Annotated in this window: 24 protein-coding genes; 5 read left to right on the forward strand and 19 right to left on the reverse strand. The window is 64.1% G+C overall.

The features are described from left to right. Positions 1-37 precede the first annotated feature (37 nt). Complete coding sequence (gene gcvP, locus E0702_RS01005) at positions 38-2,932, forward strand: aminomethyl-transferring glycine dehydrogenase (protein ID WP_132041102.1); 2,895 nt, start codon at positions 38-40, stop codon at positions 2,930-2,932. A gap of 96 nt (positions 2,933-3,028) precedes the next feature. Here gcvP and E0702_RS01010 read toward each other — a convergent pair whose 3' ends face one another. Further along, positions 3,029-3,952 (reverse strand): LysR family transcriptional regulator, encoded by a 924-nt coding sequence (locus tag E0702_RS01010; protein ID WP_132041103.1) that lies wholly within the window; start codon positions 3,950-3,952, stop codon positions 3,029-3,031. Between the two features lie 100 nt (positions 3,953-4,052). Here E0702_RS01010 and ppnN point away from each other — a divergent pair, with 100 nt between their 5' ends. After that, positions 4,053-5,414: a nucleotide 5'-monophosphate nucleosidase PpnN gene (ppnN, locus tag E0702_RS01015; protein WP_132041104.1), complete on the forward strand. Its 1,362-nt coding sequence runs from the start codon at positions 4,053-4,055 to the stop codon at positions 5,412-5,414. A gap of 71 nt (positions 5,415-5,485) precedes the next feature. Here ppnN and E0702_RS01020 read toward each other — a convergent pair whose 3' ends face one another. Both E0702_RS01020 and E0702_RS01025 read right to left on the reverse strand, forming a co-directional pair. Then, a complete protein-coding gene (locus tag E0702_RS01020) occupies positions 5,486-5,857 on the reverse strand; it encodes a hypothetical protein (protein ID WP_132041105.1) in 372 nt (123 codons plus the stop codon). 1 nt (position 5,858) lies between these two features. After that, positions 5,859-6,323, reverse strand: a complete 465-nt coding sequence (locus E0702_RS01025) for a flavodoxin (protein WP_132041106.1) — start codon at positions 6,321-6,323, stop codon at positions 5,859-5,861. Between the two features lie 195 nt (positions 6,324-6,518). Here E0702_RS01025 and E0702_RS01030 point away from each other — a divergent pair, with 195 nt between their 5' ends. Further along, complete coding sequence (locus tag E0702_RS01030; RefSeq protein ID WP_132041107.1) at positions 6,519-6,728, forward strand: DUF2788 domain-containing protein; 210 nt, start codon at positions 6,519-6,521, stop codon at positions 6,726-6,728. Between the two features lie 121 nt (positions 6,729-6,849). Here E0702_RS01030 and ihfA read toward each other — a convergent pair whose 3' ends face one another. From ihfA to E0702_RS01075, 9 genes are all read right to left on the reverse strand, one after another. Next, positions 6,850-7,152 (reverse strand): integration host factor subunit alpha, encoded by a 303-nt coding sequence (ihfA, locus tag E0702_RS01035; protein ID WP_132041108.1) that lies wholly within the window; start codon positions 7,150-7,152, stop codon positions 6,850-6,852. 78 nt (positions 7,153-7,230) lie between these two features. Continuing rightward, positions 7,231-9,627 carry a phenylalanine--tRNA ligase subunit beta gene (pheT, locus tag E0702_RS01040; RefSeq protein WP_132041109.1) on the reverse strand — a complete coding sequence of 799 codons (2,397 nt, stop codon included), beginning with the start codon at positions 9,625-9,627 and terminating at the stop codon, positions 7,231-7,233. Positions 9,628-9,666: 39 nt separating this feature from the next. After that, positions 9,667-10,686, reverse strand: a complete 1,020-nt coding sequence (pheS, locus tag E0702_RS01045; protein ID WP_132041110.1) for a phenylalanine--tRNA ligase subunit alpha — start codon at positions 10,684-10,686, stop codon at positions 9,667-9,669. A gap of 126 nt (positions 10,687-10,812) precedes the next feature. After that, a complete protein-coding gene (rplT, locus tag E0702_RS01050) occupies positions 10,813-11,166 on the reverse strand; it encodes a 50S ribosomal protein L20 (protein WP_013332273.1) in 354 nt (117 codons plus the stop codon). Positions 11,167-11,203: 37 nt separating this feature from the next. Beyond that, positions 11,204-11,398 carry a 50S ribosomal protein L35 gene (rpmI, locus tag E0702_RS01055; protein WP_132041111.1) on the reverse strand — a complete coding sequence of 65 codons (195 nt, stop codon included), beginning with the start codon at positions 11,396-11,398 and terminating at the stop codon, positions 11,204-11,206. A gap of 113 nt (positions 11,399-11,511) precedes the next feature. Further along, entirely contained in the window at positions 11,512-12,054 is a 543-nt protein-coding gene (gene infC / locus E0702_RS01060) for a translation initiation factor IF-3 (RefSeq protein WP_306766891.1), read from the reverse strand. Between the two features lie 11 nt (positions 12,055-12,065). Next, on the reverse strand, positions 12,066-13,985 hold the full coding sequence (gene thrS / locus E0702_RS01065) for a threonine--tRNA ligase (protein WP_132041113.1): 1,920 nt from the start codon (positions 13,983-13,985) through the stop codon (positions 12,066-12,068). Positions 13,986-14,246: 261 nt separating this feature from the next. Further along, complete coding sequence (locus E0702_RS01070) at positions 14,247-14,900, reverse strand: OmpA family protein (protein ID WP_132041114.1); 654 nt, start codon at positions 14,898-14,900, stop codon at positions 14,247-14,249. 259 nt (positions 14,901-15,159) lie between these two features. Beyond that, a complete protein-coding gene (locus E0702_RS01075; RefSeq protein WP_132041115.1) occupies positions 15,160-15,627 on the reverse strand; it encodes a DUF2489 domain-containing protein in 468 nt (155 codons plus the stop codon). A 240-nt stretch (positions 15,628-15,867) separates the two neighbouring features. Between E0702_RS01075 and E0702_RS01080 the strand changes: the two genes are divergently transcribed. Continuing rightward, positions 15,868-17,340 carry an SLC13 family permease gene (locus tag E0702_RS01080; protein WP_132041116.1) on the forward strand — a complete coding sequence of 491 codons (1,473 nt, stop codon included), beginning with the start codon at positions 15,868-15,870 and terminating at the stop codon, positions 17,338-17,340. A 137-nt stretch (positions 17,341-17,477) separates the two neighbouring features. Here the strand turns inward: E0702_RS01080 and cyoE are convergent, their stop codons facing one another. From cyoE to E0702_RS01100, 4 genes are all read right to left on the reverse strand, one after another. Further along, on the reverse strand, positions 17,478-18,431 hold the full coding sequence (gene cyoE, locus E0702_RS01085) for a heme o synthase (protein WP_132041117.1): 954 nt from the start codon (positions 18,429-18,431) through the stop codon (positions 17,478-17,480). Then, on the reverse strand, positions 18,424-19,491 hold the full coding sequence (locus E0702_RS01090) for a COX15/CtaA family protein (protein ID WP_132041118.1): 1,068 nt from the start codon (positions 19,489-19,491) through the stop codon (positions 18,424-18,426). The genes cyoE and E0702_RS01090 overlap by 8 nt, the downstream gene beginning before the upstream one ends. A 121-nt stretch (positions 19,492-19,612) precedes the next feature. Next, positions 19,613-20,161, reverse strand: a complete 549-nt coding sequence (locus tag E0702_RS01095; protein WP_240721631.1) for a hypothetical protein — start codon at positions 20,159-20,161, stop codon at positions 19,613-19,615. Then, positions 20,158-20,886, reverse strand: a complete 729-nt coding sequence (locus tag E0702_RS01100; RefSeq protein WP_132041119.1) for an SURF1 family protein — start codon at positions 20,884-20,886, stop codon at positions 20,158-20,160. The genes E0702_RS01095 and E0702_RS01100 overlap by 4 nt, the downstream gene beginning before the upstream one ends. On the opposite strand from E0702_RS01100, the gene E0702_RS01105 reads away from it, so the two are divergent. Then, positions 20,885-21,076 carry a DUF2909 family protein gene (locus E0702_RS01105; protein ID WP_132041120.1) on the forward strand — a complete coding sequence of 64 codons (192 nt, stop codon included), beginning with the start codon at positions 20,885-20,887 and terminating at the stop codon, positions 21,074-21,076. The two genes, E0702_RS01100 and E0702_RS01105, sit on opposite strands and share 2 nt — an antisense overlap. A gap of 127 nt (positions 21,077-21,203) precedes the next feature. Here the strand turns inward: E0702_RS01105 and E0702_RS01110 are convergent, their stop codons facing one another. The 3 genes from E0702_RS01110 to ctaD are packed head-to-tail and all read right to left on the reverse strand — an operon-like array spanning position 21,204 to position 24,324. Continuing rightward, the gene (locus E0702_RS01110; RefSeq protein WP_132041121.1) at positions 21,204-22,061 is read right to left on the reverse strand and encodes a cytochrome c oxidase subunit 3; all 858 of its coding nucleotides are present in this window, start codon (positions 22,059-22,061) and stop codon (positions 21,204-21,206) included. Next, a complete protein-coding gene (locus E0702_RS01115; protein ID WP_132041122.1) occupies positions 22,058-22,657 on the reverse strand; it encodes a cytochrome c oxidase assembly protein in 600 nt (199 codons plus the stop codon). Before E0702_RS01115 ends, E0702_RS01110 begins: the two co-directional genes overlap by 4 nt. 35 nt (positions 22,658-22,692) lie before the next feature. Next, the gene (gene ctaD / locus E0702_RS01120; protein ID WP_132041123.1) at positions 22,693-24,324 is read right to left on the reverse strand and encodes a cytochrome c oxidase subunit I; all 1,632 of its coding nucleotides are present in this window, start codon (positions 24,322-24,324) and stop codon (positions 22,693-22,695) included. Positions 24,325-24,355 lie beyond the last annotated feature (31 nt).

Below are 24,355 nucleotides of genomic sequence, written 5' to 3' on the forward strand. Positions count from 1 at the left end.
ATGGCGACCGGACCTTACTTTATCGACAGGGTGTGACATGGCTCTCGACAACCGCCGCCTGGCCGATCTGGCCGCTCATGATGCCTTTATCCAACGCCATAACGGGCCCCGCGAGCAGGACGTGAAGGCCATGCTCGACGAACTGGACATGCAAAGCCTGGACACCCTGATCGAACGCACCGTGCCCAGCGATATTCGCCTGGGCCGGGAGCTCGATCTCGACCCGCCGCGTAGCGAGGCCGAGGCACTCGACTACCTCAAGCGCCTGGCCGCCCAGAACCGGACCTACAAGAGCTATCTGGGACAGGGCTACCACGGTACCCACCTGCCGACGGTGATCCAGCGCAATGTCCTGGAGAACCCCGGCTGGTATACCGCCTACACGCCCTACCAGCCCGAGATCTCCCAGGGCCGCCTTGAAGGGCTGCTCAACTTCCAGCAGATGGTCATGGACCTGACCGGCATGGAGCTGGCCAACGCCTCGCTGCTCGACGAGGCCACCGCCGCCGCCGAAGCGATGGCCCTGTGCAAGCGCGCCAACCGGAAGGCCAAGAGCGACGTTTTCTTCGTCGCCGATGATGTCCTGGCCCAGACCCTGGACGTGGTGCGTACCCGTGCCGCCTACTTCGGCTTCGAACTGGTCGTCGCCCCGGCGGAACAGCTCGCCGAGGTCGATGCCTTCGGCGCCCTGCTACAGTACCCTGGCGAGAGCGGTCGGGTGACCGATCTGGCGCCGCTGCTGGAGGCGGCCGGCAAGCGCGGCATCATGACCTGCGTGGCCGCCGATATCATGAGCCTGGTGCTGCTCAAGGAGCCCGGCGCACTGGGTGCCGATATCGTCGTCGGTACCACCCAGCGGTTCGGCGTCCCCATGGGTTTCGGTGGCCCCCATGCCGCCTTCTTCGCCACCACCGACAAGCTCAAGCGTTCGATCCCGGGTCGCATCATCGGCGTCTCCAAGGACAGCCGTGACGGCCAGGCGCTGCGCATGGCGATGCAGACTCGGGAGCAGCATATCCGCCGCGAGAAGGCCACCTCCAATATCTGTACCGCTCAGGCACTGCTGGCCAATATCGCCGGCTTCTACACCGTCTACCACGGTGCCGAGGGGCTGCGCACCATCGCCGGGCGCATCCATCGCCTGACCACCCTCCTGGCCCTGGGCCTTCAGGAAAAAGGGGTGGCGCTGGTCCACGACAGCTGGTTCGACACCCTGCGCCTGACCGGCGTCGATGCGGGCAAGATCCACGGGCGCTGCCTCACCCATGAGATCAACGTCCGTTACTTCGACAATGGCGATGTCGGCATCAGCCTGGATGAGACCACCACCGCCCACGATCTCGACGTTCTCTTCGACGTGCTGCTCGGCGAGGAGCATGGCCTCTCGGTTCGCGAGCTCGACGAGCGGGCGCTGGCCGATGGGGCGAGCGGCATCCCCGCGGCCTGTCGCCGCGAGAGTGACTTCCTGACCCACCCCACCTTCACGCGCTACCGCAGCGAGACCGAGATGCTGCGCTACCTCAAGCGCCTGGAGAACAAGGACCTGTCGCTGGCCCACGCCATGATCCCGCTGGGGTCGTGCACCATGAAGCTCAACGCCACCAGCGAGATGATCCCCATCACCTGGCCGGAGTTCGCCACGGTGCACCCCTTCGTGCCCCGCGACCAGGTCGCCGGCTACAAGCAGATGATCGACGAGCTCTCCGCCTTCCTGGTGGAGATCACCGGCTACGACCATATCTCCATGCAGCCCAATTCCGGGGCCCAGGGCGAGTATGCCGGCCTGGTGGCCATTCGCCGTTACCAGGCGTCCATCGGCGAGGGGCATCGCGATATCTGCCTGATCCCCAGCTCGGCCCACGGCACCAACCCCGCCTCTGCCGCCATGGTCGGCATGAAGGTCGTGGTGGTCGAGTGCGACGCCGAGGGCAATATCGACATCGCTGACCTGCGGGCCAAGGCCGAGAAGCACAGCGATGCCCTGTCGGCAATCATGATCACCTACCCTTCCACCCACGGTGTCTTCGAGGCCGGGGTACGCGAGGTGTGCGCGGTCGTTCACGAGCATGGCGGCCAGGTCTACGTCGACGGCGCCAACATGAACGCTCAGGTGGGCCTCTCGCGCCCCGGCGACTTCGGCGGTGATGTCAGTCACCTCAACCTGCACAAGACCTTCTGTATTCCCCACGGTGGCGGCGGTCCGGGCATGGGGCCGATCGGTGTCAAGGCACACCTGGCCCCCTTCGTCTCCAACCATGTGGTGACACCCATCGACGGCGTCAACGCCGAGTGCGGCGCGGTATCCGCGGCGGCCTTCGGCAGCGCCTCGATCCTGCCGATCTCCTGGGCCTACATCAAGATGATGGGCGCCCGGGGGCTGCGTGAGGCCACCGAGCTGGCGATCCTCAACGCCAACTACATCGCCAAGCGCCTGGGCGACCACTACCCGGTCCTCTACAAGGGGGAGAACGGTACCGTGGCCCATGAGTGCATCATCGATATTCGCCCGCTCAAGGCCAGCTCCGGCATCAGCGAGGAAGACATCGCCAAGCGCCTGATGGACTACGGCTTCCACGCCCCGACCATGTCCTTCCCGGTGCCGGGAACGCTGATGATCGAGCCCACCGAGTCGGAGTCGCTCTACGAGATCGACCGCTTCTGCGACGCCATGATCGGCATTCGCGAAGAGATCGCCCGGGTCGAGGCCGGCGAGTGGCCCGTCGACAACAACCCGCTGGTACGGGCGCCTCACACCATGGCCGACCTGATGGATGACGGCTGGGAGCGCCCCTACTCTCGCGAACTCGGCGCCTTCCCCAGCGAGGCCGTCAAGGCAGCCAAGTACTGGCCGGCGGTCAACCGGGTCGACAACGTCTTCGGTGATCGCCAATTGATCTGCTCGTGCCCGAGCATCGACGAGTATCGCGACTGATATCCCGGAGACAGCCGCGCACCATATCGAAGGGCCCCGCCGATGCGGGGCCCTTTTTTGTAATGGGGGAATTCTTTGTACTGGGGCAGTTTTGTACTAGGGCAATGGCGCGACCTCAGGTGAGTCACCATAGCCATGCAGGGCGAGACGGCGCTGCTCGCGAAAGTCCTCCAGCAACCGGACATAGCGACGCGGCATTTCGCTGCCCGCTCGGGTCACGCGATAGAGGGTTTCATATACCGCCACGGGCAGTTCCAGTGCCTTGACCTGACGCTGCCAGGGGGATGTCTCGAGCACCGGCCGTGACACCACCGTAAAGCCCAACCCCCGCGCCACGGCATCCATCACCATGCCCACTTCATTGGTAAAGCCCTGGCGGCGGAAGTGGCTCATGGAGCGAAACTCGCGGGGGAAGTTGCTACGTAACAGGGCACTGGCATGATTCAGTCCATCGAAATAGCTGATAAAGCCGATCCCCATCAGCTCGGCCAGTCCGGTCCCGGTGAAATCCGCCGGCACCACCAGGCATAGCGGCTCGCGGTGCCAGAGCGCCACCTCGAGATCGGGATGGCGCATGGCCTCGGTGACGATACCCAGGTCATAGCGTCCCGCCAGCACATCCTGGGAGATCTCCTGGTTGAACGCGAAGCTGTAGCTGACCGTCAGCCCGGGATGCATCTGCTGCTGGCCGAGCAGGAAGGGGTAGAGCATCGCGCCCACGCTGCCGGGCGAAGCGAGCCGACAGTCCCCTGAATAGGTCGAGTCGGCGTCCAGGGAGTGGCGAAACTGCTCATGTTCGGCGAACAGCTTGAGGGCATAGTCGTAGACCCGCCGCCCCGCCTCGGTCAGCGTGAAACGCCGCCCGTGACGCTCCAGCAGAGACTTGTCCAGATAGCGCTCGAGCTTGCGGACATGCTGACTGACCCCGGGCTGGGTCATCTCCAGCCGATGCGCGGTCTGGGTGAAGCTACCGGTCTCGACAAGGGTGATGAAGGTTCTGAAGTAGAGCGCGTTGAACATGAGAGGTCACAGGACGAGTGGAGTCATGATTCTACCACTGTGGTCGAGCCCGGCGTGATAGCATCAGAGATGCACGTTTCCGCACGACAAGGACGCCCACATGCCCGATACCATCTCTACCACCATTTCGCCGGAAGGCAGTCTCGAGATTCTCTCTCAGCATGAGGTGGCACGACTCCATGATACCTCTCGCGCCGGACTGCACGACCTGCTGCGCCGTTGTGCGCTGGCCGTGCTTAACTGCGGCTCGCCCACCGACGACGGCCTGGCCCTGATGGAGGCCTACGCCGATTTCGATATCGAGGTAGTGCCTCAGGATCGTGGCATTCGTCTCAAATTGACCAATGCCCCGGCCGAGGCCTTCGTCGACGGCAAGATGATTCGTGGCATACGCGAACATCTCTCCTCGATACTGCGTGATATCGTCTACGTCTACAACGAGATCCAGGGGCATCAGCGCTTCGACCTGACCACCGGCGAAGGCACCACCAACGCGGTGTTTCATATCCTGCGCAAGGCCGGCACACTCAAGCCCGGTGTCGATCCGAGTCTGGTGGTGTGCTGGGGTGGCCACTCGATCTCACGGGAGGAGTACGACTACAGCAAGGATGTCGGCTACCAACTGGGGCTACGTGACCTGGATATCTGCACCGGCTGCGGCCCTGGGGCCATGAAGGGCCCCATGAAGGGGGCCAACGTCGCCCATGCCAAGCAGCGCCGCCACCAGGGTCGCTACCTGGGGGTCTCCGAACCCGGCATCATCGCCGCTGAGGCACCCAACCCCATCGTCAATGAACTGGTGGTGATGCCCGATATCGAGAAGCGTCTGGAGGCTTTCGTGCGCCTCGGCCATGGCATCATCGTCTTCCCCGGCGGGGTAGGTACCGCCGAGGAGATCCTCTACCTGCTGGGAATCCTGCTGCACCCCGATAACGCCGATATGGCGATGCCCGTGATCTTTACCGGCCCGGCCAGCAGCGCCGACTACTTTCAGCGCATCGACGAATTCCTGGTCTACACCCTGGGCGAAGAGGCACGCCGCCGCTATCGCATCATCATCGACGACTCCATCGAGGTGGCACGCACCATGCGCAAGGGGATCGATGAGGTCACCGAATACCGTTGTGCGCGGCAGGATGCCTTCTACTACAACTGGCGACTGACCATTGACCGACACTTCCAGGCCCCCTTCGAGCCTACCCACGAGGCCATGGCCAACCTGGCGCTGAACAACCAACAGCCGGTACACGAACTGGCCGCCAATCTGCGTCGAGCCTTCTCCGGCATCGTCGCCGGCAACGTCAAGGAGCAGGGTATCCGCGCCATCAAGGCTCATGGCCCCTTCCGGCTCAATGCCGAGCCCGAACTGATGTCACGCCTGGATGCGCTGCTCGACTCCTTCGTCGTCCAGGGACGCATGAAGCTTACCGGCGACTATGAGCCCTGCTATACGCTGGGATAAGCCGTAAGCCAGTCCGCCCCAAGCCCACGGGAACTGTTCCCGTGGGAATTAGGGCATGGGGTCTGTGCCGGCTATTCTCGGAAGGGCGGCCGCACCCAGAGGCCAAGGGCATGCAGCAGCAGTCCCAGAGTGGTGCCATGGGAGAGCCACAGTTCCCAGCCGATGAAATCGGTGAACAGGGCATGCCAGCCTGCCATGCCGGCGAGACCGGCCAGCAGGCATAGCCCCAGACGGCTCAGCAGCCGAGGCAGACGCGCTTTGCCAGCCACATCCAGCAGCCGCCACTGCAGCACGCCCACCAGACAGACCACCGCCAGCGCCATCAGCATCAGGTTAAAGCGATTCTCGTGCCCCGCCACCAGATAGCGCGGCAAACTGGCGAGCATCAGCAGGGCAAGACCCAGCAATAGGCTGAGTCGTTCGGCGGTCGGCTGGCCACCCACCTCAAGCGACCTTCAGCTGCTGTGACTCGATCCACTCCTCGACCCATGGAATGGCGGCATCGTCGGCCATGAAGGTCTCCATGGCATCGATTTCGAGGCGCTCTCCCAGTCGCTGGGCGCCCTGCCCCTCCAGCAGTTCATCGAGCTGGCGGCCGGCACCACAGAAAGTATCGCCGTAGGAGCTATCCCCCAGGGCAATCAACCCGTAGCGCAGCGAACCGAGCCCCGGGCTCTTCTCGGCGATGGCCTGGGCAAAGGACGCGAAGCTGCCGGGGTAGTCACCGCTACCGGTGGTCGAGACACAGAACAGCGCCAGGTCGGTGTCGGCGGCGGCCAGGTCTTCAAGGGTGGGGTTCTCGAGGATGACCACTTCGTGCCCTACCTCCTCGAACAACGGTTTGACCTGCTCGGCAACGTCAAGCGCACCACCATACATGGTTCCCACAAAGATCTTGAGTTTTGGCATGTAACGGATTTTCCAAAGAATTTTGTCGATATACTAGCATACCCCGCGGTTGACTCGCATCTCGTGGACAAAGACCACGATGCGAGCAGCAATGCCTAGAGATGGATCAATCACGGGACATTTTGTCGCATGCCGACATCCTCGCACCCATCCACGTAAGCGTATAATACGGGCTTTACCCCTGACGGAGATATCATGCAGCAGACGTTCGAGGCGTGGATCACCCCGCTGATGATCGGCGGCCTGATCCTCTTCATGTGCTTCATCATCTGGGACCTTGCCAAGAAGTCCAATGCCGGCCGATTCGGCACCATCATGCTGTTTGTGGTGCTGGGGGCAGGCATGCTCGGCTATGTGCTCAAGGTGATCATCACCTGGATCCTGGAGAACGGCGGTGCCGTATAGCCATAGCGCCGCATGAAAAGAGCAGGATAAAAACAGGAAGGGCCACCCCATCGGGGTGGCCCTTCGTTCTTGACGAGCCGTTATCGGCTGTTATCGCTCAAGGGTGATGCCGTGGAGCGTGTCAGTGGTGCTCTCCGCGATACCCTTCGACCTGACTCTTCAGCTTCTGCCCCGGCCTGAAGGTCACCACCCGACGCGCGGAGATGGGGATCTCCTCGCCCGTCTTGGGGTTGCGCCCGGGCCGTTCGCGCTTGTCGCGCAGATCGAAGTTGCCGAAGCCGGACAGCTTGACCTGCTCGTTCTCCCTCAGGCAACCACGGATCTCCTCGAAGAAGGCCTCCACCATGGACTTGGCCTCCCGCTTGGAGAGGCCGAGTTCGGCATGCAGGTGTTCGGCGAGCTCCGCCTTGGTCAGTGCACCCATCGTTGCTCTCCTCTCCAGGCCCTTACGGGCCCGCTAGGCGATCGACACCCGCCTGCCTTGCCCCGCGGAGAGACCTCACTAGGTACGCAGTTCGGCACCCAGATGTTGGCGGGACTCGTTGACGATGGCATCGACCAACTGATTGATTTCCTCGTCATTAAGCGTGCGCGAAGGATGCTGCCAGGTCAAGCCCAGGGCAACGCTCTTGCGCCCTTCCGGCACTCCCTTGCCCTGGTAGACGTCGAACAGGCGGCATTCGCTCAGCCACTCACCCGCCTCGGCTCGCAGGGTATCCAGCAGCGCCTGCACGGGCAGATTTTCATCCACCAGGAACGCCAGGTCACGGCGCACCTCGGGGTAACGCGATAGCGGCATAAAGGCCGGCACGCGGCCGTGGGTCAGGGCATCGAGGCGAACCTCGAAGAGCAGTGCATCGACCTTGAGCCCCAGCTGGGCACGCACCGCCGGATGCAGGGTACCGATCCAGCCGGCCTCCTCACCGCGGTACAGCAGTCGGGCACACTGCCCCGGATGCAGTGACGGATGCTCGGCGGGCTCGAAGCGCCACGCCTCGGCATCACCGCCCATGGCCAGCAGACTCTCGAGATCGCCCTTCAGGTCGAAGAAGTCGACCGCCGTGCGCTCGGCGGCCCAGCCCTCTGGCTCACGGCTGCCACAGACCAGGGCACCCAGCATCGGCACCTGTGCCAGATCATCGAGCTCGCCACGAAAGACGAGACCGGTCTCGAACAAGCGGACACGGCTCTGCTGGCGATTGAGGTTATGCTGCAAGGCCCGAATCAGGCCTGGAAAGAGGCTGGCCCGCATCACTGACAGATCCGCCGAGATCGGATTGGCCAGCACCGGCGACACCGCCTCGGGCAGCAGAGTCTTCTGCAGCTCGGGGGCGACGAAGCTGTAGGTCACCGCCTCCTGGTAGCCACGCGCCACCATCTGGCGCCGCAGGCGGGCCAGCGGCGTGCGCGCCTCATGATCGGGGCGCAGCCCCAGACGGGCCTGGGGACGGCGTACGGGAAGGCGGTTGTAGCCATGGATACGCGCCACCTCCTCGATGAGATCCTCCTCGATGGCGATATCGAACCGCCAGCTCGGCACCACGGCGCGCCATTGGGCATCGGTCGTCTCGACTTCCATGCCGAGCCGCTCGAGTATCTCGCTGACCTCCTCGACCGCGAACGTCTTGCCGAGCGCCTGTTCGAGTCGTGCGCGCCGCAGCACCACGCGACGCGGTGCAGGCAGGTGGTCGTCGCTGGCCACCTCCACCAGTGGGCCGGCCTCGCCGCCGACGATATCGAGCAACAGAGCCGTGGCGCGCTCGGTCGCCTCGCGGGCCAGCTGGGGATCGACGCCGCGCTCGAAACGATGGGAGGCATCGGTGTGCAGGCCATAGTCACGCGCCTGACCGGCCACCGCCAGGGGCGAGAAGAATGCCGACTCGAGGAAGATATCACGGGTCTTCTCGTTGACACCCGACTGCTCCCCACCCATCACCCCGGCGATGGCCAGCGGCCCGCGTTCGTCGGCGATCACCAGGGTCGATGCATCGAGGCTGACTTCCTGGCCGTCGAGCAGTACCAGCCGCTCTCCCTCCCGGGCCAGGCGCACGATCACCGCACCGTGAAGGTTGTCGCGATCGAAGGCATGCAGCGGCTGCCCCAGCTCGAGCATCACATAGTTGGTGATGTCGACGACCGGGTCGATGCTGCGCACGCCTCCACGGCGCAGGCGCTCGACCATCCACAGCGGAGTCTGGGCGGTGACATCGACCCCCTTGATCAGTCGCCCGATATAGCGGGGGCAACGTTCGGTGTCCTCGACGCGAACCGCAAACGTCTCAGCATGGCTCGCCGGTACCGCCTCGCATGTCGGGGCTTGAACAGGAAGGCGGTTGAGCACGCCGACCTCACGGGCCAGGCCCTTGAGGCTCAGGCAGTCGCCGCGATTGGGCGTCAGGTCGACCTCGATGGTGCAGTCGTCCAGCCCCAGCCAGGCGCGCAGGTCCTCGCCTCTGGGTGCATCGGCGGGCAGCACCAGGATGCCCGGGGAGGCCTCCTCCTCGAGCCCCAGTTCGGACGCCGAGCAGATCATGCCCCGGGACTCCTGCCCCCGAAGCTTGGCCTTCTTGATCTTGAAACCCGACGCCTTGGAGTCATCGGGCAGCACCGCGCCCACCCGGGCGAAGGCCACCTTCTGCCCCGCCGCGACATTCGGCGCACCACAGACCACCTGAACCGGTTCACCGCTGCCATCGTCGACCCGGCAGACGCTGAGCTTGTCGGCATCCGGGTGCTGCTGCTTCTCTACCACCTCGGCGACTACCACGCCCTCGAAGGCCGCCGCTACCGGCTCCACGGCATCGACCTCGAGCCCTGCCATGGTGATCTGGTCGGCCAGTGCCTGGGTTGCCAGCTGAGGGGAAACCCACTCGCGCAGCCAGTGTTCGGAAAATTTCATGACAAATCCTATCGCTGTGTTCTGCGTTCAGGTGGACGATCAGGCGAACTGGCGCAGGAAGCGCAGGTCGTTGTCGAAGAACAGTCGCAGGTCGTTGACCCCATAGCGCAGCATCGCCAGGCGCTCGGCTCCCATGCCGAAGGCGAAGCCGGTATAGCGCTCGCTGTCGATGCCGGCGTGCCGGAACACCTCGGGGTGCACCATGCCGCAGCCCATCACTTCCAGCCAGCCGCTCTGGCCGCACACCCGACACCCCTCGCCAGTGCACATCACGCACTGGATATCGACCTCGGCGGAGGGCTCGGTGAAGGGGAAGTAGGAGGGGCGGAAGCGCACCGAGAGATCATCACGCTCGAAGAAGGCGTGCAGGAAGTCCTCGATCGTGCCCTTGAGATCGGCGAAGTTCACCCCCTCATCCACCAGCAACCCCTCCACCTGGTGGAACATCGGGGTATGGGTGAGATCCGAGTCGCTGCGGTAGACCCGCCCGGGGCAGACGATACGAATCGGCAGACTGCCCTGCTTCATGGTGCGCACCTGAACCGGCGAGGTGTGGGTTCGCAGCAGCCGGGTAGCGTCGAAATAGAAGGTGTCGGCCATGCCCCGCGCCGGGTGATGGGCGGGGATATTGAGCGCCTCGAAGTTGTGGTAGTCATCCTCGATCTCGGGGCCCACCGCAACGTCATAACCAACGCGTGTGAACAGGCCCTCGATGCGCTCCAAGGTGCGGGTCACCGGGTGCAGCCCACCGCTGGGCTGACCACGCCCGGGGAGGGTCACATCGAGCCGTTCGGCGGCGAGACGCGCTTCAAGGGCGGCCTTCTCGAGCGTGGCCTTGCGCGACTCAAGCTCGGCCCCCAGGGCCTGCTTGGCCTCGTTGATGCGCTCGCCGGCAGCCGGGCGCTCGGCGGCGGGCAGCTTGCCCAGCCCCTTGAGCAGCGCGGTGATCTCGCCCTTCTTGCCGAGGTAGCGCACGCGCAGCTCGTCCAGTGCCGGAATACTATCGGCGGCCTGGATCGCCTCGCGGGCCTCGGTGACCAGGTTGGGAAGGTGGTCCATCCGTTGCGCTCCGAATTCGATACGTAAAACACAGGGCTAAAAAAACAGGGGAAGAGCGGCTGCTCTTCCCCTGCGACGTCTACGGCTACCCGGCAACAGCCGGGTGGCCGAAAATGACGCTGTCTCTTACTGGGCAGCCTTGGCCTTCTCGACGATGGCAGCGAAGGCTGCCTTCTCGTTGACGGCCAGGTCAGCCAGGACCTTGCGGTCGATCTCGATCCCGGCCTTTTTCAGGCCACCGACGAAGCGGCTATAGGACAGACCGTGCTGGCGAGCACCGGCGTTGATACGCTGGATCCACAGGGCACGGAACTGACGCTTGCGCTGGCGACGGTCGCGGTAGGCGTACTGACCTGCCTTGATGACCGCCTGCTTGGCGACGCGAAAGACGCGGCTCCGGGCACCATAGTAACCCTTGGCCTGCTTGAGAATCTTCTTGTGACGGCGACGGGCGACGACGCCCCGCTTGACACGAGTCATAGCTTACTCCTGACGAAAAATGGGTCTACCAAGGGGCTTACAGGTTGGGCAGCATCCGCTGAATGAGCGGCTTGTCCGCGTCGTGAATCTGCTTCATGCCACGCAGTTGACGCTTACGCTTGGTGGACTTCTTGGTCAGGATGTGGCTACGGAACGACTGCTTGTGCTTGAAGCCGTTGGCCGTCTTCTTGAAGCGCTTGGCAGCGCCGCTGTTGCTCTTGATCTTCGGCATGAGAATAACTCCGCTCGAGGTTCTTCAGAAAACCCGAGGCCGACGCAAGGCATGACACCTTGCGCCCGTTGAACCGGCCACCGGATCACTTCTTTTGGTACTGCTGGTACCGCTTACTGCTTCTTCTTGGGCGCGATGATCATGATCATCTGACGACCTTCCATCTTCGGGAAGGATTCGACACTCCCGAGTTCTTCAAGGTCGGCAGCGATCCGCTCCATCAGCTTGCGACCGATGTCCTGATGCGCCATTTCACGACCGCGGAAACGCAGCGTGACCTTGCCCTTGTCGCCCGCTTCGAGGAAACGCGTCAGGTTCTTCATCTTGACCTGATAGTCACCCTCGTCGGTGCCAGGCCGGAACTTCACTTCCTTGACCTGAATCTGCTTCGTCTTCTTCTTCTGGGCAGACTTCTGCTTCTTTTGCTCGAAGACGAACTTGCCGTAATCCATGATCTTGCAAACGATCGGATCGGCATTGGAGATCTGTACGAGATCCATACCGGCGGCTTCGGCACGCTCCAGCGCCTCGCTGGTGGGCACTACCCCCAATTGCTCGCCGTCGCTGTCGATCAGGCGAACCTGATCATCGGTAATACGCTCGTTCATCGGGGGGCGCTTATCCTGTACGCGCCCTCTTGGGTTGCTACGCTTGATGTTCCGTCTCCTTAGGCAATTGACGAATGTCTCTCACCGAGCTCTTCACCGAGGCGCGCCATGAGGTCATCGATCGTCATGGTGCCCAGATCTTCACCACTGCGCGTACGCAGGGCGACCGAATCGGCTTCGACTTCCTTATCTCCTACCACCAGGAGATAGGGAACTTTCTGCAAGGTATGCTCCCGGATTTTAAAGCCGATCTTCTCATTCCTCAAGTCCGCCTTGACGCGCAGGCCGAATTTCTGCAGCCGACGCTCCAGCTCCAGCACAAAATCACGCTGGGAGTCGGTGATATTGAGGATCGCCACCTGCTGGGGAGCCAGCCAGAGCGGCATGGCGCCGGCGTGATGCTCGATCAGGATCCCCAGGAAGCGCTCGAATGAGCCAAGAATCGCACGGTGCAGCATTACCGGCGTCTTGCGGGCGCCATCCTCATCGACGAACTGAGCCCCCAGACGTCCCGGCAGATTGAAGTCGAGCTGCAGGGTACCACACTGCCAGACCCGATTGAGGCAGTCGCGCAGGGAGAACTCGATCTTAGGACCGTAGAAGGCACCCTCGCCTGGCTGAAGTTCCCACTCGAGGCCGGTGGAGTCGAGCGCGGCCTCCAGACCCGCCTCGGCGCGATCCCACAGCTCCGCCTCGCCCATGAAGTCATCGGGACGCGTCGACAGCTTGAGCTCTACCTCATCAAAGCCGAGGTCCTTGTAAACCTTGAGGGTCAGGGCAATAAATGCCTCGGCCTCGGACTGAATCTGCTTTTCCGTACAGAAGATGTGGGCGTCATCCTGGGTAAAGCCACGCACCCGCATCAGACCATGCAAGGAACCGGAGGGTTCGTTGCGATGGCAGCTGCCGAACTCCGCCAGACGCAGCGGCAGATCCCGATAGCTCTTGAGACCCTGATTGAACACCTGCACGTGGCAGGGACAGTTCATGGGCTTGATGGCGTAATCGCGCTTCTCCGACTCGGTGGTGAACATCAGCTCGCTGTAGTGTCCCCAGTGACCGGACTTCTTCCACAGCGACAGATCCACCACCTGGGGGGTCTTGATCTCCTGGTAGCCATTCTCGACCTGCACCCGGCGCATATACTGCTCGAGCGCCTGATACATGGTCCAGCCGTTGGGGTGCCAGAACACCATCCCCGGCGCCTCTTCCTGGAGGTGGAAGAGATCCATCTTGCGCGCCAGCTTGCGGTGATCGCGCTTCTCCGCCTCCTCGAGGCGCTTGAGATAGGCCTTGAGCTGCTTCTTGTCGGGCCAGGCGGTGCCATAGATGCGCGTCAGCATGGGCTTGGTGGCATCACCACGCCAGTAGGCACCGGCCAGCTTGGTCAACTTGAATGACTTCAGATGCCGGGTATTGGGCACATGTGGCCCCCGGCACATGTCGACATACTCTTCATGGTGATAGAGACGGATCGTCTCCCCTTCGGGAATCTCCCGCACGATCTCCTGCTTGTAGGGCTCATCGCGGTGCAGGAAGGCAAGCATCGCCTTATCGCGGTCGACGTACTCACGGACCACCTCATAGCCCTTGTCGATCAGCGCCTTCATGCGCTGCTCGATGGCTTCGAGGTCGTCCGGGGTCGCCGAGCGACCGAAATCGATATCGTAGTAGAAGCCATCATCGATGACCGGCCCTATGGCCATCTTCGCATCGGGATAGAGCTGCTTGACGGCGTGACCGATCAGGTGGGCACAGGAGTGACGCACCACCTCCAGACCCTCGGGGTCCTTGGCGGTAAGGATTGCCACCTCGGCATCACGATCGATGATATCGGCGGCATCCACCGGCACACCGTCGATCTTGCCGGCCACACAGGCCTTGGCGAGTCCTGGGCCGATGTCTTCGGCCAGTTGCATCACGCTCAGCGGGGCATCGAAGCGTCTCTGGCTGCCGTCAGGCAGGGTCACGATTGGCATGAAGGGGTCCTTTCGCGCAGTGGTGGCCCATACGAAAGACCACATGTCGCAGTGAACAAAGAGTGAATAGGTACTTGTCAGCCGGAGCCCGGCCATCGCCGTAAACAAGAAGTGCCGCTGGCGAGACGGTGCCGGACCGTGCCGGATGACGCGCCACGATAACAAAGCACCACTTTTGGCGCCACTGTAGCGACGCAACAGGGGCGCCCTGAGGCGCCCCTGCAAGCGAGCCTGAGCCCGCCGTCAACATGAATCCAGTCGTTACTGGCTCATGATCTCCACGCGACGGTTCATGGCACGCCCCGCGTCGGTCTCGTTGGTGGCGACCGGGCGCTCTTCACCGTAACCCACGGTGTTCATGCGATCACCGGCAACGCCCTGACTCATCAGGTAGTCACGCACGGAGTCGGCACGATCCTTGGAGAGCTCCAGGTTGTACTCGTTGGTACCGATGGCGTCGGTATGACCGGCGATGGTCACACGAACCTCGGGATTGTCGTTGAGGGTGCTGGCGACCTGGTTCAGCTCGGACGTGGCGCCGGGACGCAGCTCGGCGGAGTCGAAGGCAAAGGTCACATCGCTCTGCAGGGTCACCGGCACAAACACGGGCTCGGGCTCGGGCTCGGGCTCCGGCATCGGCGCGGGCTCGGCCACCGGCTCCGGCGAATCGGCGCACAGCAGGGCGCCGATGGCAGCGGCGGAGGTAGCGCCAACGGCAGCACCGGTTTCCTCATCGGACTCACCGCTGGTGGCATAACCGATACCACCGCCGATCAGAGCACCGGCGATACCGCAGGTCACCGGCTGCTGATACCAGGGCTTGTCGGAGGACGGGGTCGTATTCGGGGTGGCGCAGCCTGCAAGGCCGACCACCAGAGCAGAACCGAGCAGCAAGCCAGTCGTGGACTTCTTCATGTGAAACTCCTTCTCTTTTCTTTTATCGCTCCAGGGTAGGCAACTGCTTGCCGCCTCCCAGATGATCCCGACGATCGTGTGTGGCACTCTTCGTTGCAACACAGATGCTGTGGCACGGCACACCCTTAGGGTATTCACCGACCCCAACACGCGCCAAGCTTGCAGCAGCTCGGCAGATTGTTCAATCGTCTAGGGATAGACTAGCAAAACCTGGCGCTATCGCACAGTGTTCGATAAAGGTTGCTGGCGTGCCTAACTCTCAATGCAGGCTCGCCGGCCAATCGCGCCGGAAGACCAGCGCGGCGCGGGCGGCTTCGAGAACGGCATCGCGATGCTCCTCCTCGACCGCAAAGCGCTCCTTGTCCTCCTTGAAGCGCTCCTTGGGGGTCAGCGCCTTGCGGGCTTCATGGGTATGAAGGTGGCGAGTCCGTGCATGGACCTCGCCGAAGGGGCGAAAGCTCTCACGCTCCAGCAGCCGTGAGTCGAGGATCTCGAGCAGCACCTTGCAACGCCAGGCACCCTCGGTGATATCCACCTGCTCCTGAAGCAGTGCCGAGGCCACCAGCTCCAGGTTCTCCAGACAATTTTCATGGGCCCGACGCAGTTCATCCTGCTGCCTGGCCCGCCGCCGCCGAACCTCGCGCCAGAGGGTAAAGGCATAGGCGCCGAGGCCGGCGATGACGACCAGGGCTAGGCCGGCAAGAATCAGGGCGGTGGTGGAGCTCATCGAGTATCACCATGGCATGACAGAAAGTGGGCGTACGATTCTACCCCCTTGCGGGCCGCGACCCCAACGTGCCGCGACCCCAACTGGTCTCGAACCCAACGTTTCTAGACTCCAAGCCCGGCGGCGCATGCCTCTGACGTTACAGAAGATTCTTGAGTACAATGCGGCCGCCTTATCGCCAGACACTCAATCGCCAGGCACTCAACCTTTCACTGCACTCACCCGGTACTGGAATCCGCCATGCCCGATCACTCCAGCTCGTCCAGGGCACCGGCGCCGCCCGCCCTCGCCGCCAGAATCGGCCTGTGGCTCGGCCCCGCCCTGTTGCTGCTCACCCTGCTGTTACCGCCCCCCGCCCAGATGCCGCCGGCGGCCTGGGCCTGTGTCGGCATGGCACTGTGGATGGCCGCCTGGTGGTCGACCGAGGCCATCCCGATTCCCGCCACCTCTCTGCTCCCCATGGTGCTGGTACCGGCACTGGGGCTGGGTAGCATGGGAGAGGCGACTGCCAGCTATGCCAACCCGATCATCTACTTGTTTTTGGGTGGCTTCCTGCTCGGCATCGCCATGCAGCGCTGGGACCTGCATCGCCGCCTCGCCCTGCACGTGCTCAAGCTGGTGGGGCACCAGCCGCGCAGGCAGATCGCCGGCTTCATGGTCGCCACCGGCTTTCTCAGCATGTGGGTGTCGAATACCGCCACCTCGATCATGATGCTGCCCATCGGCATGTCGGTGATCAGCCTGCTCGGCGACAGCGACCCCGAGGAGCTGCGTCGTTACGCGACCGCCCTGCTGCTGGCCATCGCCTACTCGGCCAGCATCGGCGGTGTCGCCACCCTGATCGGCACGCCACCCAATGCACTGCTGGCCGGCTACCTGGCCGAGGACCGCGGCATTGACCTGGGCTTCGCTCAGTGGATGCTGGTGGGCCTGCCGATCAGCATCACCATGATGGTGGCGGCCTGGTGGTGGCTGACACGGCGTGGCTTCAAGCTCGATGCGGCCAACCCCGATTCGGCCAATCTCAGCGCCGAGCTGATCGATAGCGAGCTTTCCAACCTCGGCCCGATGTCCTCCGCCGAGCGCCGCGTGGCGGTGCTGTTCTCGCTCGCCGCCATCGCCTGGGTGGCACGCCCGCTGCTCAACGACGTCGGGCTGCCCTGGTTGACCGACACCGGCATCGCCATCGCGGCCGGCATTGCGCTGTTTCTGATCCCGAGCGGGAGGCAATCCCGCGAACGTCTCCTGGCCTGGGATGATGCGCAACAGGTCCCCTGGGGCATCCTGCTGCTGTTCGGGGGCGGTCTGGCCCTGGCCGGTACCATCACCCGTACCGGCCTGGCGGAGTGGATCGCCGGCCAGCTGGGCATCTTCGGCACCCTGCCGCTGCTGGCCATGATCGGCATCGTGGTATTGGTGATCATCTTCCTGACGGAGGTGACCTCCAACACCGCCACCGCCGCCGCCTTCCTGCCGCTGCTGGGCGCCCTGGCGCTATCGCTGGAGATCTCACCGCTGTTGGTCACCGTGCCGGCCGCCATCGCTGCCAGCTGTGCCTTCATGATGCCGGTGGCCACGCCACCCAATGCCATCGTCTTCGGCACCGGGCATATGAAGATACAGTCGATGATCCGGGCCGGCTTCGCCCTGAATCTGGTCGGCAGCGTGGTGGTCACCGTGATGGCCTACCTGCTGGTCATCCTGCTCTGGTAGCTCCGCTCTGATAGCCCCGCCCTGGTAAACCAGTTCTGATAAACAGCCACCAGGCCAACACGCCACAGGCCCGGCAATCACCGGGCCCGTGTCGTTTCTCGGGGTCGCATCAATACCACGACGGCACCACTCCCCGACTACTGGATCGCCGGCGCCAGCCATAGCGTCCAGGCCTGGGCGTAGTGGTCCAGCAGCAGCACGCCGAACAGCCCCAGGATATAGCGGATCGAAAACCAGAAGGCGGCCAAGGGCGCCCTGGGGTCCTGCCCCCGCCAGACGCGGTAGTTCCAGAACATGAAGCGCGCATTGAGCACCATCACCCCCACCAGGTAGACCGCACCACTCATGCCGATCACAAATGGCAGCAGCGTTACCGCCACGGTCAGCCAGCCGTAGAGCCATACCTGCAGGCGGGTGAAGGCCACGCCGTGGGTCACGGGCAGCATCGGTATCCCGGCACGCGCATACTCGTCGCGCTTGTGCAGCGCCAGCGCCCAGAAATGCGGTGGCGTCCAGGCGAAGATGATCAACACCAGCAGCAGTGGCTCGGGTCCCACCTGGCCGGTAACTGCCGTCCAGCCCAGCAGCGGCGGCGCGGCACCGGCCAGCCCGCCGATCACGATATTCTGGGGCGTGGCATGTTTGAGGAAGGTCGTGTAGACCAGCGCATAGCCGATCAGTGACCCCAGGGTCAACCAGGCGGTCAGCCCATTGACCTGCCACACCAGCAGGCCAAGGCCGGCCAGCGACAGCAGTGTGGCCCAGGCCAGGGCGATGCTGCCCGGCATGCGCCGGGTGGCGAGCGGCCGCCGCGCGGTGCGCAGCATCATGGCATCGAGACGCCTGTCGACCACATGGTTGAAGGCGGCCGCACCACAGGCGGTGAGGCCGATGCCCGCCAGGCCGAAGAAGACGACCCCAAGCGACGGCAGCACCGGCCGCGCCAGCGCCATGCCGACCAGGGCACACACCAGCATCACCAGCACCACGCGTGGCTTGCACAGGGTAACCAGGTCTCGCCAGCCCCAGCTGTCCAGCGAAGGGGGTGCGAGCTCGGAGACGCGGATCTCGGTGGTCAGTGAATCAGACATGGACCCACTCCTTCTTCTGCTGCGTTATGGGTTGTGCTCTGTGCGGGGATGGTTCGAGAGAGCGCCACCGCCAGGCCGCCAACGCCAGGCTCAAGACCAGCGCCACGGCCCCCGCGGTATGCAGCAGCGCCAGCCATAGCGGCAGCCACATCAACACATTGGCGACCCCCAGGGAGAACTGCCCGGCGTAGGCCAGTACCACCCCCGTCAGGGGCCCACGCAGCGCTCTCTCGCGCCGGTAGCGGGTCCACAGCGCCAGAATCGCGAGACCCAGCGCCAACGCCCCCAGACGGTGCCCCACCTGGATGGCACTGCGCGCCTCGGCATGCAGCTGCCCATGCAGATAGTTGGGCCCGACGCTCTGGGTCAGATGAAACCCCTCGCTCCAGTCCAGGGCCGGCCACCACTGGGTGTTGCAGGTGGGAAACCCCTGACAGGCGATGCCGGCATAATTGCTCGAGACCCAGCCTCCCAGGGCCAGCTGGATCACCAACAGTCCCGCGGCCAATCCCCAGAGGGGGGTGAGACGACGACGGGGCGGGGCCACGCCACCCAGGGTCAGATTCCCACTGGCACAGCGGCGCAGGCGCAGATGCAGCCAGAGAAACACCAGCATCACGCCAAGCCCGCCGAGCAGGTGCAGCGTCACCACCTGGGGCCACAGCTTCAGCGTCACGGTGAAGGCACCGAACGCCCCCTGCACCATAATCAGCCCAAGCAATACCAGGGAGAGCCGCCAGGGATAATCGGCATGGCGCCTGAGCCGCCAGCCCAGCACCACCAGGGCGATCACCAGCAGGCCCAGAGCGGAGGCCACATAGCGATGGATCATCTCCATCCAGGCCTTGGCGCTCTCCAGCGGCGAGTCCGGGCTGTGCGCCAGCGCCTGTCCTTCGTCGGGCACCACCAGGGCACCGTAGCAGCCCGGCCAGTCCGGGCAACCCAGGCCGGCATCCACCAGGCGCGTCCAGGCACCCAGCAGAATCACTCCTACCGTGAATACCACACCCGCCAGGCTCAACGCCTTGAGCAGTGCCAACCGCCGATGTACTGCCTGCATCGCCAACCCTCACCTTGCTCTATGTGTGCGGGCTCAATGCCCGTCAGCGTCCCGGCCCCTTGAACCGTGCCAACCGCCGATGTGCTGCCTGCATCGCCAACCCTCACCTTGCCCCGTGGGCTCAGCGCCCCGCCAGTTCCTGGTCAGCCTGCCAGGGGGCCTCCGGGTTCATGCGCAGCAGACGCTCCAGGTCTGCCTTGACCGCATAGGGGTCCGCCTCGGGCTCATAGCCGAGCACCACCTGACCGCGCGGATCGATCACCCATACCCGGTCCGACTCGAGCCAGGCGGGGCGTTCGACCCACTGCCCAACCACCGCCCCGGGCAGCGCATCGCCAACGCCACCCACGCGCAGCCGGCTGACCCTCGGCGCGTCGCTGCCCAGTGCGCGATGCAGGCGCCACCACTGATCGCTGAGTTCGTCACAACGCTCGCCGCAGTCGAACGCCAGGACCCAATCGCCGGAGACCATGGGCGCCATCGGCGTGGCCAGTGGCCAATCGGCCAGCACCGGCACCCCTGGCGCCAGCTCGCCATGCGCGGTGCGCCCCTCGGGAATGCCGACACGCCACAACGCCATCACCGTGGCCACCAGCACCGGCAGCGAGAGAAACAGCAGCAGCGCCGCCAGCTTGAGCCGTCCATAGGGGGTGGCATGGTCCATCATCATGATCGATCCTCCGCGGGTATCTCATCGGGATGCCGCCCCATGCGCCGGCCACCGAGCACCATCACCACCAGTGCCGCCAGCGCCAGCCCCCACCACTGCACGGCATAGCCGACGTGGCGACTCGGTGGCATGACGCTCGGTGACCACCAGCCGGGCAGTGCACCGGGGCCCTCCTCCAGGTGCAGCCAGCCGGGGTGGGCGAAGTCGAGCGCCCAGGCTTCAAGCTCGATGCGCTGCAGCCTGGCCCCCTCGCGATTGCGCCCGAACAGCGGAGCGCCAGCCCCAGCCACCTGCCAACGGCCACGCAGGGTGACCCGCCCTTTGGGTGTCGCCACTTCGGGGTCGGCACGGCTGGTGCCGGTCTCCAGGAAGCCACGTTGCACCAGCCAGACGCGACCATCATCGCCACGCAGTGGCGTCAGGGGTGCCACCCCCAGGCGCCCCCCGTGGGTACGGTTATCCAGAAACAGGGTCTTGTCGGCCAGGTATTCGCCGGACAGCGTCAGCCGGCTACCCTCGGGGGGTACCTGCCGGGGGTCGACAAGTGCTGGTGCCGCCTCCAACTGCGCCAGATAGGCACGCTTCTGCTCGCCACGCTCCCACTGCCACGCCCCCAGCGCCACCCCCAGCACGACCAGCAGGGACCAGAGCGTCCACCACAGGCGTTGCCGCCACCGTCCTGGGCGGGCATGCTGGGAAACTTTCATATCCAAGGAGTGCGCCATGCTGCTCAAGATCCTGATTGCCCTGGTATTCCTGGCCATGGTGACCAGCCTCGCCGCCGGCGCCGGCTTTCTGCTGCGCGACGATGCCACCTCGCGACGGCTGCTGGTCTCCCTCAAGCTGCGGGTGGCCCTCGCCGCCATCCTGCTGTCCCTGCTCTTCTATGGTTTCTACGCCGGCAATCTGGGCTGAACCCCGACCATCGCGATCGTCTTGAAGACAAAGCCTCAGAGGCTCGGAAGACGGCTTTCAGAAAGCTGATGTCAGAAAGCTGGCGTCAGAAAGCTGGCGTCAGAAAGCTGGCGTCAGAAAACGAGCTTCAGAAAACATAGACGAACAGAAAGAGACCTACCCACACCACATCCACGAAGTGCCAGTACCAGCAGGCCGCCTCGAAGCCGAAGTGATTCTCCGCGGCGAAGTGACCGCGCAGGATCCGCAACAGCATCACCGCCAGGATGGTGGCGCCAATGATCACGTGGGCCCCATGGAAGCCGGTCAGCAGGAAGAAGGTCGAACCATAGATGCCCGCCTCCAGGGTAATCCCGTAGTGGTAATAGGCCTCGTAGTACTCGACCCCCTGAATGACGATGAAGCTCAGACCCAGCAGCACGGTCACCAGCAGCCAGTTACGCGTGGTCTCGCGCATGCCCTCCTTCAACCCCTCGTGGGCCACGGTCAGCGTGATGCTGGACCCCACCAGGATCAGGGTATTCACCAGCGGCAACTGCCAGGGGCTCAACACCTCCCGCGGCCCCGCCACATCGCCGGGCGGCTCCAGCAGCGGCCAGCTGGCGGTAAACTCCGGCCACAGCAGGGCCGCCACCCCCTTGGCGCCCTCCCCATCCAGCCATGGCAGCGCGAAGGTACGCACATAGAAGAGCGCGCCGAAGAAGGCGGCGAAGAACATCACCTCGGAGAAGATGAACCAGGCCATGCCCTGACGGAAGGAGCGATCCATCTGGGCATCGTAGAGCCCCCCGCGTGACTCCCTGATCACGTCGCGAAACCACAACCCCATCACGGCCAGGAGCGCCACGAAACCGGCCGCCATCATGACGCCGTTCAGCCCATACACCAGGATCATCCCGAAACCGATCAACATCAGACCCAGCGCCAGCGAGCCGAGCACCGGCCACTTGCTGGTTGGGGGTACGTAGTAGCTGCCACCACTCATGCCTCACCTCCTTTGTCGCCGTCGGCGCGTGCCTGAAGCGCCGCCTCGTCACGGTCAACCGGATACAGGGTATAGACCAGGGTTACGGTATTGACGTCGGCAGGCAGGTCCCGGGTCAGCTGGAAGATCAGCGGTAGCTCGATCCGCTCCCCCGCCTGCAGGCGTTGCTCCTCGAAACAGAAGCACGCCAGCTTGCGCAGATGCAGGTTGGCGCGGGCCGGCGTCACGCTGGGCACGGCCCGCCCCCAGACGGCGCTATCTGCCGTGTTGTGGAAGGCGAAGCCGACCTCGGCACTCTGCCCGGGGTGCACGCGAATCTGACGTGTCTCCACCTCGAGGTTCCATGGCAGGCCGGCACTGGTGCGCGTCACGAACTGCACGGTCACAGCGCGGGTCTGATCGACCTCCTCCGCGACCAGTGCCTGGCCCTGGGTGTCCACCTTGCCATTGAGCCCGGTCACTTCGCAGAAGACGTCGTAGAGAGGTACCAGGGCGAAGGCGAAGACGAACATGCCGGCCAGGGCGAAGAGGGTTCGGGCCACGGTTCGCCTGACCCCTCGGGCTCTCTGACTGCCGCACTGCTGACGCTCCTCCATATCCCTCTCCCCGCTAGTCGCTAGAGACGCCGCCGCTACTTCTCGTCATGCCGAAAGGTGGGCGGATGCTCGAAGGTGTGCAGCGGTGCCGGGCTCGGCACGCTCCACTCGAGGTCCTCGGCGCCCTCCCAGGCCTTGGCCGGGGCCTTCTCGCCACCGCGCACGCACTTGATGATGAGCCATACGAAGAGCAGCTGGGAGGCGCCGAACAGGAAGGCGCCCAGGCTGGATGCCAGGTTGAAGTCCGCGAACTGCAAGGCGTAATCGGGAATCCTCCGTGGCATGCCGGCAAGTCCCGAGAAGTGCATGGGGAAGAAGGTCAGGTTGACGCCGATCACCGAGAGCCAGAAGTGCCACTGGGCCAGCTTCAGATTGGGATAGTGGCCAGTCCACTTGGGTAGCCAGTAGTAGGCCGCGGCCAGGATCGCGAACAGCGCTCCCGGCACCAGCACATAGTGGAAGTGCGCCACCACGAAGTAGGTGTCGTGATACTGGAAGTCCGCCGGCGAGATGGCCAGCATCAGCCCCGAGAACCCGCCGATGGTGAACTGCACCACGAAGGCCAGGGCGAACAGCATCGGCGGTTCGAAGCTGATCGAGCCGCGGAACATGGTCGCCACCCAGTTGAACACCTTCACCCCGGTGGGCACCGCGATCAGCATGGTGGTGTACATGAAGAACAGCTCGGCGGTCAGCGGCAGGCCCACGGTAAACATATGGTGCGCCCAGACCATGAACGACAGGATGGCGATGGCCCCGGTGGCATAGACCATGGAGGCGTAACCGAACAGCCGCTTGCGCGAGAAGGTGGGGATGATCGCCGAAACGATCCCGAAGGCGGGCAGGATCATGATGTAGACCTCGGGATGCCCGAAGAACCAGAACAGATGCTGAAAGAGCACCGGATCCCCGCCACCGGCGGCATTGAAGAAGCTGGTGCCGAAGTTGATATCCATCAACATCATGGTCACCGCCCCGGCCAGCACCGGCATCACCGCGATCAACAGGAAGGCGGTGATCAACCAGGTCCAGCAGAACAGCGGCATATCCATCATCCGCATGCCCGGCGCGCGCAGGTTAAGCACCGTGGCGATGATGTTGATGGCGCCGAGGATCGAGCTGATACCGGCGATATGCAGCGAGAGGATAAAGAAGGTGGTGGAAGGTGGCGCATAGGTGGTGGAGAGCGGCGCGTAGAAGGTCCAGCCGAAGTTGGGGCCACCGCCGGGCATCAGCAGGGTGCTGAGCAGCAGCGTGAAAGCCACCGGCAGCAGCCAGAAGCTGAAGTTGTTCAGCCGCGGCAGGGCCATGTCCGGCGCGCCGATCTGCAGGGGGATCATCCAGTTGGCCAGCCCCACGAAGGAGGGCATGATCGCACCGAACACCATGATCAGACCATGCATGGTGGTCATCTGATTGAAGAACTCCGGCTCCACCAGCTGCAGCCCCGGCTGGAACAGCTCGGCGCGCACCACCAGCGCAAAGACTCCGCCGATAAAGAACATCGTCAGCGAGAAGATCAGATAGAGGCTGCCGATCTCCTTGTGATTGGTGGTCAGCAGCCAGCGCATCAGGCCACGGGGCGGGGCCGAGTGTGCCGCCTGGCCACCGGCACTGGCGGTAGAGCTCTGCTCGACGGGGTGATGCAGGGGCAGCTTGGGCGCCATGGTCACTCTCCCTGATTGTCGCTGTTCTTAT

The organism is Halomonas marinisediminis (assembly GCF_004347715.1).
In the GTDB taxonomy this organism is placed as follows: Bacteria; Pseudomonadota; Gammaproteobacteria; order Pseudomonadales; family Halomonadaceae; genus Halomonas; species Halomonas icarae.